The following is an 18,150-nucleotide window of genomic DNA, read 5'->3' as shown; positions in this document are numbered from 1 at the left end:
TCCCCTTAGAATAATTCAATATCAGTTTTTAATTCTTGTTTTTCAATATTATGAAGATAGTTCACTTCACGTTTTTCGATATTCTCATTTTGCACACTACGCAGCTTTTTCACATGAGCTTTACCCGTCTGCGGGTGAAACACCACTTTACGAGGCCATGGGCCCCCTACATCCTGAGAAACTAACCTCAATCCCTCTTCTTGAACGTATGCTTGTGCAAAACTTATATTACCAAGACCGATATCCGTCATTGTCCGAATAATCTGTCCGCCACCAAAGAGCTTTATTTTTAAATTCGCGCGCGATGCACCATTTTTAAGCACTTCATTAATTAAAAATTCCATTGCCCAATTTCCATAACGGCAATTTAGGCTGTGAGCATTTGTAAGCTCCTGTCCTTTTTCAATAGGCAGCATAAAGTGATTCATGCCCCCAACACCTACTTGCTCATCATAAACACACGCAGCAATACATGATCCGAGCACAGTCGTAATTAACTCATCATTTTTTGATACATAAAACTCACCGGGCAAAACCTTTGCAACAACATTTTTATGCCCACTATCCCAAAACCGTCTTACATGATCGAAGCCTTTTAGTACTGGTGAAAAATGCTTATCCATAATTAAACCTTCTGATACATTGTCTTCCCTAAATTCTTAAACTCTTGATGTGCCTTACTCATTGTTTCAGAGTGACCCAACATTAGATGTCCATCCATAGCTAAAACTTGGTGATAACGCTCAAAAAGCTGCTCTTTCGTTTCTTTATCAAAATAGATCACCACATTACGACAAAAAATCACATCAAATGGGCCTTTAAGCGGCCACTCTTGCAGTAAATTCAAACGTTTAAAAGAAATCATCTGTTGCAGTTCAGGTTTTACTTTAAATTGCTCACCATCTTTACTTCTTAAAAACCAGCGCTTTAACTGACTAGGCTCAAGCCCATTAACATTTGCTGCGGTATAAGTACCAGACTGCGCTTTCGCCAAAACGTTGGAGTCTAAATCGGTTGCTAGAATTTTTACATCCCAATCACGTGGGAATACACCACTCAATACCATAGCTAAAGAATAAGGTTCTTCACCCGTAGAGCAGCCCGCAGACCAAATACGTACTCGCCGCGTATCTTTATTGGCTATTAATAGCTTTGGAAAAATCTGTGTTTGTAGATAGTCAAAATGGTGCTGCTCGCGAAAAAATGCCGTCAAATTTGTGGTTATCGCATTAATGAAATCACTAAACTCTTGATTATGGTGAGCTTCTAAATACTCTAAGTACTGTTTGAAATTGGAGAGCTGCAATGATCTTACTCGCCGCGCTAAACGTGAATAAACCATTTCCCGCTTATGCTCACCCAATACAATGCCGCAAGAGTTATATACTTTTTCTGATACTTTCTTAAAATCATCGTCGGTAAACAAAAACTCTTTCATCACAATCACTCGCAATTATAACAGTCGGAAATAACGGCTATTAAGGGTTTAGTAATTAGCTGCTCAGGATTCTAAGCATTGGCGTGCGCTAATCGCGCTGTACAATAAATCAAATACTTATGTGATATAAAATGTACAGCGCACCTTTTCTAAATCCATATAGAAAATATTCTTTGTTGTTTATTAATAAACTTTAAAATTCTTCCCACTCATCAGAAGGCTCAGAGAAATCATTCCCTCTTGGTTCGCTGCGAATATAACGACTATGTGTAACGGGTGTTTCAGTACTTCTTACGTGTGGGGTCGTCGCTTTAGGCTTTTCTATGTTGGGAACTACAGCCTCTTCTTGGCTTAATGAGAAGAACCGTAATAGCTTACGCATATCATTCGCTTGCTCTGCCATCGACTCACCAGCAGCAGACGCTTGTTCAACCAAGGCCGCATTTTGCTGTGTCATTTCATCCATTTCAGAAATTGCTTTATTAACTTGCTCAATGCCTGAGCTTTGCTCTTCAGATGCTTCTGCAATATCCGAAATCATGCCTGTGACACGTTGCACACAGGTAACTATTTCTTGCAACGTTGCACCTGACTCATTGACCAATTGCGTGCCATCTTCGACCTTATCAACACTATCTCTAATTAACTCTTTAATCTCTTTTGCAGCCCCTGCAGAGCGCTGAGCTAAGTTTCGTACCTCTCCTGCGACAACAGCAAAGCCTCTACCTTGCTCTCCTGCTCTTGCGGCCTCAACAGCGGCGTTAAGCGCTAATAGGTTAGTTTGAAAAGCAATTTCATCAATCACACTTATAATATCAGCAATTTTTTTACTGGATTCATTGATCGCTGACATGCTGGTTACAGCTCGATTAACGACCTCTCCTCCAAGTTGTGCTTTGTCTCGTGTTTCTGACGCCAGTTCATTGGCTACTTTAGCGTTATCTGCATTTTGACGAACTGTACTTGTCATTTCTTCCATACTTGATGCTGTTTCTTCTAATGCTGATGCTTGCTCCTCCGTACGCTGGCTTAAATCTGCATTGCCTTGCGATATCTCTTCCGCACCACTGGCAACCATAGTCGCGGATGAATTTATTCGGTGGATAACTTCTGTTAATTTATCTGCGGTTGCATTAGCATCACGTTTAAGCTTATCAAATGAACCTTGATAATCTTGTTCAATACGTTTTGATAAATCGCCATTAGCCATCGCTGATAGCATTTCCCCTGTACCGGACACTGCATCATCTACAATCCCAACCAAACTGTTTAATCCTTTGGCTAAGCGTAGGAAAAATCCATTTTTATCTGCTTCTTTTATCCTAATATCTAAATCACCACTTCCAGCGACACTAATTAGATCATTAATTTCTTTTTCTATGGCAACTTCTTCTGTACGGTCAACCCACTCAACGACAGTGCCTATACGCTCACTATCAGGTGTAATAATAGGGTTAGCAACTAGGCCAAAAGTTCGCCCGCCAACCAGTATTTCAGCACTATACGTTTTATTTAATTTACTTAATATATTACGCTGATGGACTGGGTTCTTATGAAATACATCAATGTTTTGCCCTAATAACTTACTACTATCAAAAGTAGGTAGGTCTTTGCGTAAATCTTTCTCTGCCGTACGCATCATACTAACAACCGCATCATTCATATAAATGATGTTATTATCTGCATCCGCAATCATAGTATTAGTAGCAACGCGATCTAACGCTCGGCGCACACGTAAATTCTCTTGTGATTCACGTTTTTCTTGCTCAGCTTTATTTTCACTATCTGTTATATCTTGCCACTCAACAATCGTTCCTAACCGCTGCCCATCACTACCAAGCCAAGGCGTAGCGATGAGACTAAAAATAAGTTCCGCTAAACGTAAAGTGGCTTTATGTGGCTTGTTAAGTTCTGACAATACTTTGCGCTGATGCGATGGCTGCTTATGAAAATCATCTACACAGGTACCTATAAGATCCGCCACTGAAAATGATGGCAAAACGGTTTTTAGCTTAGCCTCACGCGCCTGCAGCATTTGTTTTACTTTCTCATTTACAAAAACAATCTTTAAATCGTTATCTGCAATCATCACATTTGCTTGGCATACTTTTAAGGCATTCGCTAAATCTGCAGTCGAGCGCGCTTTTTCAGATACTGCTTTTTGGGCACTAATATCACTAGCATATTTAATGACTTTATATGGTTTTCCGTTAGGGTCAAAAATAGGATTGTAAGACGCTTGTATCCAGATCTTTCTACCATCTTTTGCTATACGCAAGTACTCACCTGAGTCAAATTCTCCATCTCCTAATTTTCGCCAAAACTGGTTATATTCAGTACTTTTAGCATATTCCTGTTCAACAAATAAACGGTGATGCTTGCCTCTAATTTCATCCAGACTATAACCAAGTGTGTTTAAAAAATTATCATTGGCCGTAATAATGGTGCCATCAAGGTTAAATTCGATCACTGCTTGGGATTTATTAATTGCTTCTATTTGACTGGCCACATCAGCTGCAAGGCGTTTTTGCTGTGTAATGTCTGTGGCAAACTTAACAACTTTTAATACTTTTCCTTGCGCGTCTATGACAGGGTTGTACGTCGCTTGTATCCAAATTTCTTTACCATGATTACCTGTGCGCTTGAATTCATCGCGGATAAACTCACCACTTTTAAGTCGCTGCCAAAACTCTTGATATTGCGCGCTGTCGACCTCTGTAGGATCAACAAACATGGCATGATGTTGACACTGAATTTCCTCAAGCTGGTAACCCATTACATTTAGAAAATTGTCATTGGCAGTAATAATTTGCCCCTCGGGCTCAAATTCAATGACCGCTAAAGACTTATTTAATGCAGCAACGACTAGGTCATTACTTGATTCTGACTGTTTTGAATTACTAAACCACCACATGCCAATCACCTTTTTATTTATCTGTTATGGTTTTTAATGCGTACATTTAATCTTCATTGTTTTTTTCAAATCAAGTAACGCAACCATTTTTTCACCTACATTTACCAGCCCTGCAACAAACTCTGAGTTATCAGAATCCGTAAAATTAGGCACTGTTTTCGCGTCTTCTTCTGCGATGCTATAAACATCAGATACAGCGTCCACGACTACGCCCATAATCTTGCTGCCTTGTTCAAAATTCACTTTTACGACTATCACAACAGTTAAAGGACCATACTCAATACTCGGTAATCCAAACCGCAACCTCAAATCTAAAATAGGGACTATGGTCCCACGTAGATTAATAACCCCTTTGACGTAATCTGGTGCATTAGGTAGCACTGTAATTTCTTCCCAACTACGAATTTCTTGCACAGTTAAAATATCTACACCGTACTCCTCATCCGCCATAATAAAAGTGAGAAATTGCTTCACCCCTTTTGCTTGTTCTAGCATTATCTTGTTATCTAATTCGCTTTGCCCAGAGATCATGACGCCTCCAAATTAGCTTGCGATTCAATAATCAACTCTTGGCTTCCTGGTTTTCGTAAGCCAGATAATTTAATTAAACCACTAATATCTATAATTAGAGAAACACGGCCATCACCTAAAATTGTCGCCCCAGATACACCGTCTACCTTTTGATAATTAGCTTCTAAGCTCTTAATCACAACTTGTTGCTGAGAAAGTAAATCATCTACTAGTAAACCTATTTTTTGATTATCGCTTTCAACAACGACTAACAAGGTTTTATCTAAGGTCTCAATAGCACCTTGATGATTAAAAATATTGTACAAACGTAAAATAGGGATGTATTCATCACGCAGCCTTAAAACATCAAGATCTTTACCCACTCGACTTACTTTGGTGATATCGATTTGCAATGACTCAACAATTGAAATTAAAGGAATAATGTATGTGTGTTTTGCAACTTTAACTAACTGACCATCTAAAATAGCCAGCGTCAGTGGTAAACGAATCGTAAAAGTCGAGCCAACACCCGTCGCGGACGACACTTCTACAGAACCATTAAGCGATTGAATATTACGCCTAACTACGTCCATTCCAACGCCGCGTCCTGAAATATCACTTACCGCATCTGCAGTTGAGAATCCCGGCATAAAAATTAATTCGTTGATTTCGTCATCGCTAAGCTCGTCGCCTAATGCTATCAGTCCATTTGCAATAGCTTTTTCTTTGATTTTAGTGGTATTAAGGCCTTGCCCATCATCCATAATTTCAATAACGATATTACCGCCTTGATGAAATGCATTGAGCGTGACAATACCTACGGGGTCTTTACCTACTGCAAGACGCTGATCGACAGTTTCAAGGCCATGATCAAGCGAATTACGAACTAGATGCACCATTGGGTCGGAGATTTTTTCCATTACCGTTTTATCAAGCTCTGTCTGCTCTCCTAGTAATTTCAACTCAACTTGTTTATTTAACTTTTGTGAAATATCTCTTACTAAACGAGGGAAACGACTGAACACAAAGCTTATGGGGAGCATCCGTATTCGCATTACATTTTCTTGTAAATCACGAGTGTTATGCGCTAACTGCGCTAATCCTTCTTGCAAAGAAGCAATCGTCGCTTCAGTAATTTCCTGCTCCCCAAGTTGCGTTAGCATCGCTTGGGTTATTACTAACTCACCAACCATGTTGATCAGTGAATCCACTTTATCAATACCAACGCGTATAGAAGTTGATTCAGTTGCTGGAGGTGGTGCCTTGCTTACCACCGCTTTTTTAACCTCTTGCGTATTAATAGGTGCTGATGAAGCAGGTTCTATTTTACTATCTGGGTTATTTTCTTCGGCTCCTTGCGCCGTATCATCTTCTGAGAAAAGCCCGCCACACAGCGTAATTGTTAAATCACAATCATCTTCCACCCATTCAAATATCTCTCTAATAACACGCTCTTCTTTTTCGGTATTTAAAAAGAAGCGCCAGGAAAGAAAGCAATCATCGGCCGTTAAATCTGTAATATCAGGGATTTCATTATGAGATACATGGGTTTCGAGCTCACCTAACTCAGCTAGCTCGCTGATCATGTATAAAGGCTCATTACCTGTTTTAAATAAATGATGGTAGGGCTTAAAATCTATTTGGTATGTGTTTACTTCTGCCTGCTGTTCATCTGCACATTCTGAGTTAGGGTTATCGTGTTCGGATTGCCCTAGCCCTAAAATAGCCTCAAATTTAAGCCTTAAGGCATTAGCTTCTTCAAGATCTGGTTCTTGCTCTGATTGCAAAGCACTGAGCAAAGCGCGTAAACAATCCACCGATTTTAGTAACAGGTCAACGTGCTCTGTTGTTAACTCTCTTTTGCCTTCTCGTATTTGATCTAATAAAGTTTCGAGTACATGAGTGAAGTCAGATACCGAGTTAAAACCAAATGTGCCACTGCCGCCTTTAATTGAATGCGCAGCACGAAAAATTGTATTGATCGTTTCTAAGTCTTCCTCTCCGGGAACCAAGTTTAGCAACTCAGCCTCCATTGCATCCAAGCCTTCGAAACTTTCCTCAAAAAAGACTTCAAAAAATTGACTTAAATCTATACTCATGCCCGCTCCCTAAATTAGCGAATCACTTTCTTGATGACAGCCAATAATTGCTCAGGGTTAAAAGGCTTTACAATCCAACCTGTGGCTCCTGCCGCCTTCCCTTCAACTTTTTTATCCATACCGGATTCAGTTGTTAACATTAATAACGGCGTGAATTTATAGTTTGGCAGAGTCCGTAACTCACGGATCAAAGTAATACCATCCATTATTGGCATATTGACATCTGATATAACAGCATCAAAACCTTGCTGCTTAGCGATGCTTAATGCTTCACTACCATCTTTTGCTTCAGTAACATCAAACCCTGCCTTTTTTAAGGTGAATCCCACCATTTGGCGCATTGATGCGGAATCATCCACCGCTAAAATTCTTTTCATATTGACCTCTTAATCTGTACTTTCGAGTATTAGATATTCACTCAGACCCAAACTATTAATGGTACTTTTTAATGGATCGCTCTGCCCTACCCAAATAATTTTATGATGTACAGAAAGTAAATGTTTTTGCAAAGCACATAACAACTGAATAGTTGCAGTATCCGCACTAGAGACATCACTAATATCCAAACATACATCATCATTGCTATTTAATTCGCGTAATATATCTTGATGTAAAACCTCAACTTGGGTGATAGTCAATTCTGCAGGAAGCTTTAACATAATTTTATTACTTTCCTTGTTTTACCAATTCATAACAAAAGCTTAGACCGAGTTAGTAAAAAAGCCACAAAAGCACTGAAAAAAGAATAAATATATTTCATGATGAAAAATTCAGATAAAAAAAGGAGCACATCGTGCTCCTTCATGAATACATGTAGTTTTTAATTAGCAATTAATTATTGATATTGATCTGCAATTACTGAAAATTCAATTATTAGTTTTTTTGCATTAATCAAAGGCGTGCTACCTGCTTTAAATTCAGGTTTAAAAATAGCCCTAACAGCTCCAGTTGAATCAACCATTGCAACTGATGCACTGTGATCGACAGCATACTCTTGCTCATCACTATCGCTGATTGCGTATATTAGCCCCAGTTCTCGCACTAATGGGAATAAGTCTTTATGTGGGCCTGAAACAGCTAAGAAATCTGGATTAAAATAGTCAATATACGCTTTGCGCTTGTCGGGTGTATCTCGTTGTGGATCAACGGATAAAAACCAAACTTGCAGCGGATACTTGTCTTTTAATGCCTTATGAACATTATTAAGTTTAGCTAAGGTAAGCGGACAAATATCTGGACAGCTCGTATAGCCTAAAAAAACCAAGTTCCACTGATTTAAAAACGCTTGCTTAGTCACCGGTTCACTATTTTGATCTTGCAAGATAAAATCATTAAGCGGCTTACTTTGCTCGTAAACAAGTGCGTCAACCGTAGCTACTTTATTTTCACTACAAGCAACCAAAAAAAACAAACTTAAAACTAATAATACATTCGCATTAAACTTCATATAACAAGCCATTTGTCTACAAATAAGACCACAAAGAGTACCATTAAATGAACGATTGAAAAACGGAATAAATCCATCGCAGTGTCGTCACTTCCTGCCATTTTAAGTTTTACTGCTTTATAAATAAAAATCCCATTAAGTACCGTTGAGGCTATTAAATAAATAGCACCTGACATGCCAATTAAGTAAGGCAGTACACATACCAGTGCTAATAAAATTGAATAAGCGACTACACATGTTTTACAAAAATCAATACCGTGGGTAACAGGTAACATGGGTATTTTTGCTCGTTCATAATCACTTTTTCGGGCAATTGCCAAAGCCCAAAAATGTGGAGGCGTCCAGGTGAAAATAATCATTACCAACAACCAAGGAGCAGCTGCCATTTGCCCAGTTTCAGAGACCCAGCCTAGTAATGGTGGCATTGCACCAGCGAGCCCACCAATAACTATATTTTGTGGGGTTGCTCGTTTTAAAAATGAAGTATAAATAAATGCATAACCAACCAATGCAAATAAGGTCAATATTGCAGTTAACGGGTTAGCCCATAGCATCAACATAATAAAACCACTAACGCCAATCACTGTTGCAAAACTCAATGCATGAAACTTAGATAACCGCCCCTTAGCAACTGGACGATGACGTGTGCGCGCCATTTTACTATCTATTTCGCTATCAACCACGTGATTAATAACAGCTGCCGCTGCTGATAATAACCCGATCCCTAACAAGCTGATTAGCTGTACACCCATCCCTCGACCAACATCTGGTGCAAGCGCTAACCCCACCCATGCTGTTAGTACCAACATGGCGACTACTTTGAATTTACAAATTGCGAGATAATCATTAATTAACGCGCTAATTTGACTAGGTGCTAACTTTGTTATTGCTATTAGTTGTGTCATAACTGCCCCTAAGTACGTACTTTTAAGTAAAAACATAAACGAACTACCGTTAATAAGAGTATGGCAGCCATGAGGTTATGTGCCAGTGCGATACCTAAAGGAAAATGCCAATGCACAACCGCTAATCCTAAACAAATCTGACATAGCAGTGCAATTAAGACCGCCACAGTGCAATGTTTTATCTTTTTAGATAGTGCATCGCTATAAATGCGCCACATGATCAGTGCTAACACTACACACGTAACCAAAGCCCATATTCTATGCAGTAAATGAATCGACATTCTTGCTTGCTGTGAAAGCACGCCATATTCATAAGTACTTTGCTCTAACGGTAATTGAAATACACTACTAAGCGAAAATGGTTGGCCATAACTACACAGCGGTAAACCGTTACAATGTGGGGCAGCATAATTAGCAGCTAACCAGCCGCCTAGCGCAATTTGAATTACCAGTACCACTAACGCAACCAAGCTCAGCTTAAAATGACGCCTTGCAGGGGCATCGCCTCCACTAATAGGCTGTGCAGTAAGTCGTAAATACAACAGTGTAACTAAAGACAAAATACTAAAGCCGCCCAAAAGGTGGCCCATTACAATGACAGGCTGCAAGTTCATGGTAACAGTCCACATGCCTAGCGCGGCCTGAAAAACCACTAACGCAAGTAGTAACAATGGTAACTTAACAGGCGTGGTCGGATGTTGACGCTTTGAAAAAGCCAATATAAATAGCGCTAAAATTAATAAGCCAAGGGTACCTGCAAAATAGCGGTGGATCATTTCCTTCCACGCTTTCGCGGTTTCAAACATCATATCAGGGTAACTTTGCTCTACATGAGCGAGGTCAGCTGCATGCTTGGGCACGGTTAAAAATCCATAACACCCTGGCCAATCAGGGCAACCTAAACCCGCATCACTTAAACGAGTATAAGCGCCAAGCCCAATAACTAAAATCGACAACATAAACGTAGCTAATACCAAGTTTTTATAATTTTTATACATAGTTAGCACTCCTTAAATTAGCTTGAACGCGAGTAGTTAAGTAATTTTTTTAAATCTTTTAACAATCCTTTTTGAGTTAAACGGTTTTGCTGAGGTTCTACATGATACGGGTACTGCAAAACGACCAACCCCATATGATCAATTAAATATAAACTTGCTGGCTGGAGCACATCGACTGCAGGGAGTTCACGCCAGCGCAATGTTTGCTGTTGCGCCTGCCCAAGTATTGCCATATCGACTTTGCCTTGGTTTTTACCAAGGGCAACATAAAGATTGTTTAGTGCGTGTAATTGCTCAGCGCACGCTTGCTCACATTGTGCAGGGTGATTAAGCGCTATAGTCCACTGTTTATGCTCAGATTGTTGCCAATCTTGCAGTTTAATTTCTTGAGTTAAAAACTCGCCTTTATTACTCGATGCGCTTGGGATCCAGTCAAGTTTTAAGGCTAAATACGCCATTATTAAAGGCACTAAACAACAACCAATAAATATCATTAATGGATTATTTTTCATTATAATTCCTTCTTTTTACTAGCGAATATTGCAATAACTAGGCAAGCAACAGCGATTAAAAACCACTGCACAGCATATGCTTGATGTTTTTCGGGGCTCATCACCACAGCTTTATAATGAGGCACAGCGATGTTATCGCCATCACCTTGACGATACCCCATAAATTCAACTATGTTACGACCCGTCTGCTGTGTAAATAATGCTAAGTCAATAATTTGTATGCGCTTAGGCCAGTTTGAATCTATGTGTTGCGTTGCTTTTTGCAACGTAAAGCCACTGAGCGTGCCTTGCTTTAATTGCACTGTCATGGTGAAAGGGGTTGCTGGTAAATGAACCAGAGGTAACTGTTCGCGGCTAATGGGGGCCTTAACCCACCCCAAATTTACTAATAAGTTATCATCACTGTTGGTCAATTTTAATAAAGTAACAACATCGTAGCCAACTTGCCCTTGATAGACTTGATTGTCTAACAGCCAGTATTGCTCTGTATCAAGCATGCCCGTCACAGTTACATGCAACCCGGTTTTATTCCACTTAGTTGGAAGCTGATGCATTTGCTTCCAACTCAAAACTCCCTGCTCTTGTAGCTCGGCTATTTGTGTTAGCTGTAGTGCTTTTTTTTCAGCTCTTTGTAACTGCCAATACCCCAAACGTAAGCACACTAAAATCACAATCACCACCACGCAAAGTATGATAATTGAGCTAAGCTTTTGTTTACGCCATAAAATTAACTGCATAAAGGTGACCCAGTGATTATTAAAATTATTATCGTACTGTTGCTACTATTTATACTTTTTAACTTGTTCCGAGCTTTATTTATTATGGTCTCAGGTAAAGCGGATGGACGGCCTATGTCTCACTATTTAGGCCGTCGTGTATTATTTTCTGTTGTTGTATTAGTGATTGTAATTGCAGCGTTAAAGATCGGTTTTATCCACAGTAACGCATCGCCTATTCACAAAATTACAGCACGTATACAAATATAAATAAACACAGCCATACCACATCAACAAAATGCCAATACCAAGCAGCCGCTTGAAAAGCAAAATGTTTATCCGGGCTAAAATGGCCTTTAATAATTCGAATTAGAATGACCAATAATAAAACCGTACCTAAGGTCACATGCAGGCCATGAAAACCGGTCAGTAAAAAGAATGTATTGCCGTATACACCAGCATCTAAGGTCAACCCAAGATCTTGGTAGGCATGAATATACTCTTCAACTTGTAGGCCTAAAAAGCAAACTCCTAGCGCAACCGTTAATGCCAAAAATACCTTTAATGGTCCGCGCTTATTATTCTCCATTGCGACATGTGCAAAATGCAAAGTGACCGATGAGGTGAGTAATATTAATGTGTTGATCAGTGGCAACCCCTGCCAACCCATGGCTTGTGTTGTACCTCCTGCTGGTGTTGTGACTAATGGCCACATAGCCTCGAAGGTTGGCCATAGCACCTCATTGGTCATTGCATTATTACCCGCTCCACCCAACCAAGGCACAGATAGGATACGGGCATAAAACAATGCACCAAAAAACGCCATAAAAAACATCACCTCAGAGAAAATAAACCAACTCATACCTTGACGAAAAGAGCGATCCATTTGCGCTGAATATAAACCCTTATCAGACTCTTCAATGACATTTTTAAACCAACTAAATAACATAAACAACAACACGCCAATGCCTACATAGAGAATATAATGACCATTGCCACCTTCATTCTTAGCCTGCATCACAGTAAGCGCGGCACCCACTGCAATAAAAAACATTGCAAATGCACCGACTATTGGCCACGGACTTTGCGCGGGCACATAGTATTTTTCGTGATTTTTATCCATTTTATTTGCTCCTAAATAGCGATTAGTTTGGCGGCCTAATTACTGGCGACTAACTGCTTGCTAATATCAAACACGGTATAAGATAAAGTTATTTCTTCCACATCATCAGGGAGTTCCGTATCAACATAAAAAAGTAATTTAAACTCAACCTCCTCCCCTGCTTTTAAGGGCTGTTGATCAAAACAAAAACAGGCCATTTTATGTAGATACTTAGCTGCTTTACCTGGCGATACCGACGGCACAGCTTGCATTACTTTATCTTCATTACTGATATTTTTTGCTTTGAATAACACCTCACGCATAGCACCAGGTTTAACAACCACACTATATTCATGTGATTTCACCTTAAACGGCGCGCCACTTTGTGCATGCGTAGTAAAGCTCACATCTATTTCACGCTTTTCATTTATATGCGTGCTTTGCTTTGCTTGCTCTAGCGAGGGCTTACCATTAAGCCCTGTAACATCACAAAAAACGTCGTACAACGGCACCATTGCAAACGCAAAAGCAAACATGCCTAGGCATATTAAAACTAAGCGTTTAAGTAACGGTGCATGACTCATTACTTAATCTCCGGTGGGGTTTCAAATGTGTGATAAGGCGCTGGAGAAGCAACCTCCCACTCAAGACCTTCAGCACCATCCCATACTTTTGCCGGAACTTTGTCGCCACCGCGTGCGCATTTATACACCACAACAACAAACAGCAATTGTGAAAGGCCAAAAGCAAAGCCGCCAATACTAATAATCGCGTTAAAATCGGCAAATTGCAGCGCATAATCAGGGATCCGACGTGGCATACCTGCAAGACCAACAAAGTGCATTGGAAAGAACAGCACATTCACACTCACTAACGACAACCAAAAGTGCCATTTAGCCAAAGTGATATTAAACATATTACCCGTCCATTTTGGCAGCCAATAATAAGCCCCCGCCATGATTGAGAAGACCGCACCTGTCACTAATACATAGTGAAAATGTGCCACCACAAAGTAAGTGTCGTGATATTGAAAATCTGCAGGGGTGATTGCCAACATTAACCCTGAGAAACCACCAATCGTAAACAACACAATAAAGGCGATGCTAAATAACATGGGTACTTCAAAGCTAATCGAACCCCGCCACATAGTGGCTACCCAGTTAAATACCTTAACGCCCGTTGGCACCGAAATCAGCATGGTCGCATACATAAAAAATAGCTCCCCAGCGACCGGCATACCCGTCGTAAACATATGGTGCGCCCAAACAATAAAGCTCAACAACGCAATTGAGGACGTCGCGTAAACCATAGAGGCATAGCCAAATAGCCGCTTACGCGAAAAGGTAGGTACTATTGTTGAGATAATACCGAAGGCCGGTAATATCATGATGTACACCTCAGGGTGCCCGAAGAACCAGAATATGTGTTGGAACATCACCGGATCACCGCCCCCAGCCGCGTCAAAAAAGCTGGTCGCAAAGTATTTATCCGTCAGGACCATAGTCACGGCACCTGCCAATACAGGCATTACAGCAATAAGTAAAAATGCCGTTATTAGCCAAGTCCATACAAATAACGGTAGCTTCATCCAAGTCATACCTGGAGCTCGCATATTAACAATGGTCACAATGACATTGATTGCTCCCATGATTGAGCTAATTCCCATGATATGCACAGCAAACACAAAAAACGCGGTGTTATCGTTACTGTATGTAGTAGAAAGTGGTGCATAAAATGTCCAACCAAATGCAGGGCCACCACCAGGCATAAATAATGAGGCTAATAGAATTAAAAACGCGAATGGTAAAATCCAAAAACTCCAATTATTCATTCGAGGTAACGCCATATCTGGCGCACCGATCATCAAGGGCACCATCCAGTTTGCCAGCCCTGTGAAAGCAGGCATAACAGCACCAAATACCATGATCAAGCCATGTACTGTAGTCATTTGATTAAAGAAGTGAGGATCAACTAATTGTAGTCCCGGCTGAAACAACTCAGCGCGTATAACCATCGCCATCGCGCCACCAATTAAAAACATGGTCAACGAGAAAATTAAATATAAGCTGCCAATGTCTTTATGGTTAGTTGTGTACAACCAACGCTTAAACCCTTTTGCAGGGTGATGATGTCCGCCGTCATGATGCCCAGCTTCATTATGTTGTTGCTCTGTTACGCTACTCATTATTTAGCCTCCGAAGTTGCATCAATCGCGGCTTGTATTTGACTCGGTTGAATCACATCCCCAGTATCATTACCCCATGCATTACGTTTATAGGTAACGACAGCTGCCAATTGCTTAATTGATAACTGCTTAACAAATGCTTGCATCGCAGTACCTGGGCGACCATTAATCACCACATCAATATGATCATTAATATCCCCCAACACCACAGGATTACCTTTGAGCGCAGGAAATACACCTGGTAAACCCATTCCTGTTGGTTGATGGCATGCGGCGCAACTAGCCATATACACTTGCTCTCCCAACACCATTAACTCCTCTTTAGGGAGGGTTTGGTCAAGCAGGGCTGCATCTGCTGCTGCTGCCGTTTTTTTGGCTTGCTTCGCTTGTTGCAACCAATCGGTAAACGCTTGCTCAGACTTAGCCTCAACAACAACAGGCATAAAACCATGATCTTTACCACATAGTTCAGCACACTGACCTCGATAAATTCCCTCTTCATTAATTTTGGTCCACGTTTCATTGATAAAGCCAGGGTTTGCATCTTTTTTAACAGCAAAATCAGGTACCCACCAAGAGTGGATAACATCGTCTGAAGTCATCAAAAAACGTACTTTTTTATTAATTGGTAATACCAATGGTTTATCAACTTCAAGTAGATAGGTGTTTGTTTTATCTGCTTGGTTGGAAATTTGATCTTGAGGGGTTGATAGAATAGAGTAAAAAGCAACGTCTTCACCCATGTATTCATAATGCCACTTCCACTGCGACCCCGTAATTTTAATGGTCAAATCAGCTTTGCTGGCATCTTCCATCGAAATTAGAGTTTTAGTAGCGGGTACCGCCATAGCGATTAAGATTACAAATGGTATTGCCGTCCAGAGGATTTCTACTTTTGTACTTTCATGGAATTGGGCAGGTTTTGCCCCTTTTGATTTTCGGTGATGGATTAGTGCCCAAAACATAACCGCGAACACAATTACACCAATCACACAACATATAATAAATATTGTCATGTGCAGTTGATAAACATCATTACTTATATCTGTTACGCCCTTTCGCATATTAAATTGGCTATTTGCCAATACTTGCTGCGGTAGAACAAACAATATAAGCCACAAGGTAGAGCTCAGTTTACCCATGTGACGACTCCTTTGAATGCTATTGCAAAAATGCAAAGCGAAAAGGCGGCACTGCTATTAAATCGCGCCAATTCGTTTATTGTTATTTTAACTGAAAGTTAACAATTTATTTATGCCACAGGCATAAACACACTCATTAAAGAGCAATTGTTAATACAGTGTATTAACCAATTAGTTAAAAAATGAACAATTAGCAAGTTTTAATGGCAATTAAATTTTATTTTACTGCAAAAATAACAACTAAAAATCAGCGCGTTATTTTCCAAAGGAAGGTAATATTAAATAGCTAAAAGCAGTGGATAAGTAGGGGTAATAAGGCTTTGAATGGTACTTACAAGTGTGGGTTCTAATATATTAGGGGTTAAAAAATGTAAAGCATCAAACTTCAGCTATTTGATGCCACTCTATGAAAAAGTTATTACATCCAATCGGCGTTACGAATAACACCAACAGCCAAACCTTCTATATTGAAAGATTCATGCTCTAGATCAACTTCAATTGCGCAGAAGTCATCATTTTCAGCATGTAAGAAAACTTTTTTCCCAGCTTTTTCAATACGCTTAACGGTTACATCATCATCAACACGTGCCACCACTACTTGGCCATTTTCAGCCACTTGAGTACGATGTACAGCTAATAAATCACCATCCATAATGCCAATATCTTTCATACTCATGCCCTGTACACGCAGTAAAAAGTCAGCAGCTGGCTTAAATAACAGCGGATCAACTTGGCAATGGCTTTCAACATGTTGCTCAGCCAATATTGGTTCACCCGCGGCCACCCTACCAATAAGCGGTAAACCTAGTTGCTCTGGCTCATCTTCTTCAACCAGTTGAATACCTCGGCTTGCACCAGGTTTCATTTTAATTACACCTTTTTTAGCAAGTGCTTTTAAATGCTCTTCTGCCGCATTTGCACTTTTAAAACCTAGCGTCTGCGCAATTTCTGCACGCGTTGGTGGCATGCCTGTATCTTTGATAAAAGCTTTAATAAGTTCGAGAATTTGAGCTTGGCGATTCGTTAATGGGCGCATACAACTGGGTTTCCATACAGTACATTTAACTGTGAGTATATACAGTTATATGAAAATCGCAAATTTAAATTGGCTTAAATAAAACCATAAATATTGATTGAATTTATTAGTATGAAGTTACCGATATGAATGTTAAAAAGTATAAAGTAAATTTAAACCCATTGGAGAATATGAACATATGAGTATTTGGTATCAACCTATCACCCTTGAACAATGCAAAAATCTTGATAACGGTATAAGTGGACAAGGCACATTAATGAAAACCATGGGCATTGAGATTAGTGAAATTGGTGACGATTACCTCGTTGCAACTATGCCAGCCATCCCTGAGCATCATAACCCAATGGGAATAGTGCACGGTGGTGCTAATGTTGTTTTAGCTGAAACCGTCGCCAGTTATGCCGCTAATTTTGTGGTCGATTTCACAAACTTTTACTGCGTTGGACAAGAGATCAATGCGAACCATTTAAAAGCATCACGTAATGGCACGTTAACAGCAATAGCTAAGCCACTGCATTTGGGTAAGCGAACATCAGTATGGGAAGTAAAAATAACCAACAGCCGAGGTGAATTATGCTGCGTATCGAGGATGACCGCAGCAGTTGTTGAGCGTAAAATTAGCTCTGAACAGGATAAATAGTAATTTCAACACCGGCACCTATTGCAGATATGCGTAACAAGGTATCAACCTGTAATGCTTGATTAAAGCACTTTGGCGAGGTACCTGATTCAAAGCCAAGATCAAAAGTACGCTTTGAGCACGATAACCATTGTTTTAATGCTGCACGCGAACACGACTCTATTAACTCGCATAAGTGATTAATCGCCTTATCAGGAGAGGTTACTTCTCCTTTAGATTCAATGCGTGCAAGCTGTCGGTACTCATCTTTATCATAATGTAAAACCACAGCACTCTTTTTTAAGTCTGCAACTAACAGGCTAATATCTTGTTTGGATTCAAGCTCAAGATCTACATTTAAAAATTGAATTTCCGACATTATTTCTCTTTTATCTCACATTAAAAACAATGCAAACTTTAACCTATTTTTGCTTTTATACCAAATAATCTATCCCCAAGTCACCTCAAGATACATAATTCAACGTTTTATCTAAGCTAAAATCTACATGCGACAATTTGCCACATTG

At 39.9% G+C, this 18,150-nt stretch carries 20 protein-coding genes; 2 read left to right on the top strand and 18 right to left on the bottom strand.

Annotation, left to right across the window (positions count from 1 at the left end; genetic code table 11):
• Window positions 1-5 precede the first annotated feature (5 nt).
• From cheD to ADS77_RS16545, 12 genes are all read right to left on the bottom strand, one after another.
• Window positions 6-623 carry a chemoreceptor glutamine deamidase CheD gene (gene cheD, locus ADS77_RS16600; RefSeq protein WP_054206105.1) on the bottom strand — a complete coding sequence of 206 codons (618 nt, stop codon included), beginning with the start codon at window positions 621-623 and terminating at the stop codon, window positions 6-8.
• Window positions 624-625: 2 nt separating this feature from the next.
• Window positions 626-1,438, bottom strand: a complete 813-nt coding sequence (locus ADS77_RS16595; protein ID WP_054206104.1) for a CheR family methyltransferase — start codon at window positions 1,436-1,438, stop codon at window positions 626-628.
• A 193-nt stretch (window positions 1,439-1,631) separates the two neighbouring features.
• Entirely contained in the window at window positions 1,632-4,352 is a 2,721-nt protein-coding gene (locus ADS77_RS16590) for a methyl-accepting chemotaxis protein (protein WP_054455415.1), read from the bottom strand.
• 33 nt (window positions 4,353-4,385) lie between these two features.
• A complete protein-coding gene (locus ADS77_RS16585; RefSeq protein ID WP_054206102.1) occupies window positions 4,386-4,883 on the bottom strand; it encodes a chemotaxis protein CheW in 498 nt (165 codons plus the stop codon).
• Complete coding sequence (locus ADS77_RS16580; RefSeq protein ID WP_054455413.1) at window positions 4,880-6,961, bottom strand: chemotaxis protein CheA; 2,082 nt, start codon at window positions 6,959-6,961, stop codon at window positions 4,880-4,882. The genes ADS77_RS16585 and ADS77_RS16580 overlap by 4 nt, the downstream gene beginning before the upstream one ends.
• A 14-nt stretch (window positions 6,962-6,975) precedes the next feature.
• Window positions 6,976-7,338 (bottom strand): response regulator, encoded by a 363-nt coding sequence (locus ADS77_RS16575; RefSeq protein ID WP_054206100.1) that lies wholly within the window; start codon window positions 7,336-7,338, stop codon window positions 6,976-6,978.
• A 9-nt stretch (window positions 7,339-7,347) separates the two neighbouring features.
• On the bottom strand, window positions 7,348-7,620 hold the full coding sequence (locus ADS77_RS16570; protein ID WP_054206099.1) for a lipid asymmetry maintenance protein MlaB: 273 nt from the start codon (window positions 7,618-7,620) through the stop codon (window positions 7,348-7,350).
• A 176-nt stretch (window positions 7,621-7,796) separates the two neighbouring features.
• Entirely contained in the window at window positions 7,797-8,408 is a 612-nt protein-coding gene (locus ADS77_RS16565; RefSeq protein WP_054455411.1) for an SCO family protein, read from the bottom strand.
• The gene (cyoE, locus tag ADS77_RS16560) at window positions 8,405-9,313 is read right to left on the bottom strand and encodes a heme o synthase (RefSeq protein ID WP_054206138.1); all 909 of its coding nucleotides are present in this window, start codon (window positions 9,311-9,313) and stop codon (window positions 8,405-8,407) included. Before cyoE ends, ADS77_RS16565 begins: the two co-directional genes overlap by 4 nt.
• 8 nt (window positions 9,314-9,321) lie before the next feature.
• Window positions 9,322-10,311, bottom strand: a complete 990-nt coding sequence (locus tag ADS77_RS16555) for a COX15/CtaA family protein (RefSeq protein WP_054455408.1) — start codon at window positions 10,309-10,311, stop codon at window positions 9,322-9,324.
• Window positions 10,312-10,328: 17 nt separating this feature from the next.
• Window positions 10,329-10,823 carry a hypothetical protein gene (locus ADS77_RS16550; RefSeq protein ID WP_054206096.1) on the bottom strand — a complete coding sequence of 165 codons (495 nt, stop codon included), beginning with the start codon at window positions 10,821-10,823 and terminating at the stop codon, window positions 10,329-10,331.
• On the bottom strand, window positions 10,823-11,560 hold the full coding sequence (locus ADS77_RS16545) for an SURF1 family protein (protein ID WP_054455406.1): 738 nt from the start codon (window positions 11,558-11,560) through the stop codon (window positions 10,823-10,825). Before ADS77_RS16545 ends, ADS77_RS16550 begins: the two co-directional genes overlap by 1 nt.
• 12 nt (window positions 11,561-11,572) lie before the next feature.
• Here ADS77_RS16545 and ADS77_RS16540 point away from each other — a divergent pair, with 12 nt between their 5' ends.
• Window positions 11,573-11,809, top strand: a complete 237-nt coding sequence (locus ADS77_RS16540; protein WP_054455404.1) for a DUF2909 family protein — start codon at window positions 11,573-11,575, stop codon at window positions 11,807-11,809.
• Here the strand turns inward: ADS77_RS16540 and ADS77_RS16535 are convergent.
• From ADS77_RS16535 to lexA, 5 genes are all read right to left on the bottom strand, one after another.
• Window positions 11,787-12,662 (bottom strand): cytochrome c oxidase subunit 3, encoded by an 876-nt coding sequence (locus ADS77_RS16535; RefSeq protein ID WP_054455403.1) that lies wholly within the window; start codon window positions 12,660-12,662, stop codon window positions 11,787-11,789. The two genes, ADS77_RS16540 and ADS77_RS16535, sit on opposite strands and share 23 nt — an antisense overlap.
• Before the next feature lie 35 nt (window positions 12,663-12,697).
• Entirely contained in the window at window positions 12,698-13,225 is a 528-nt protein-coding gene (locus ADS77_RS16530) for a cytochrome c oxidase assembly protein (protein ID WP_054206093.1), read from the bottom strand.
• A complete protein-coding gene (gene ctaD / locus ADS77_RS16525; protein ID WP_054206092.1) occupies window positions 13,225-14,826 on the bottom strand; it encodes a cytochrome c oxidase subunit I in 1,602 nt (533 codons plus the stop codon). The genes ADS77_RS16530 and ctaD overlap by 1 nt, the downstream gene beginning before the upstream one ends.
• Window positions 14,826-15,968: a cytochrome c oxidase subunit II gene (gene coxB / locus ADS77_RS16520; protein WP_054206091.1), complete on the bottom strand. Its 1,143-nt coding sequence runs from the start codon at window positions 15,966-15,968 to the stop codon at window positions 14,826-14,828. The genes ctaD and coxB overlap by 1 nt, the downstream gene beginning before the upstream one ends.
• A 418-nt stretch (window positions 15,969-16,386) precedes the next feature.
• On the bottom strand, window positions 16,387-17,004 hold the full coding sequence (gene lexA, locus ADS77_RS16515) for a transcriptional repressor LexA (protein WP_054206090.1): 618 nt from the start codon (window positions 17,002-17,004) through the stop codon (window positions 16,387-16,389).
• 178 nt (window positions 17,005-17,182) lie between these two features.
• On the opposite strand from lexA, the gene ADS77_RS16510 reads away from it, so the two are divergent.
• A complete protein-coding gene (locus ADS77_RS16510) occupies window positions 17,183-17,644 on the top strand; it encodes a PaaI family thioesterase (RefSeq protein ID WP_054206089.1) in 462 nt (153 codons plus the stop codon).
• On the opposite strand, the gene ADS77_RS16505 is transcribed toward ADS77_RS16510, so the two are convergent.
• Window positions 17,622-18,002, bottom strand: a complete 381-nt coding sequence (locus ADS77_RS16505) for a hypothetical protein (protein WP_054455401.1) — start codon at window positions 18,000-18,002, stop codon at window positions 17,622-17,624. The two genes, ADS77_RS16510 and ADS77_RS16505, sit on opposite strands and share 23 nt — an antisense overlap.
• Window positions 18,003-18,150: the final 148 nt, after the last annotated feature.

This window comes from Pseudoalteromonas porphyrae, from assembly GCF_001298125.1.
Lineage (GTDB): Bacteria > Pseudomonadota > Gammaproteobacteria > Enterobacterales > Alteromonadaceae > Pseudoalteromonas > Pseudoalteromonas neustonica.
The sequence above is the reverse complement of the archived record's forward strand: the minus strand, read 5'-3'. Positions and strand labels throughout refer to the sequence as shown.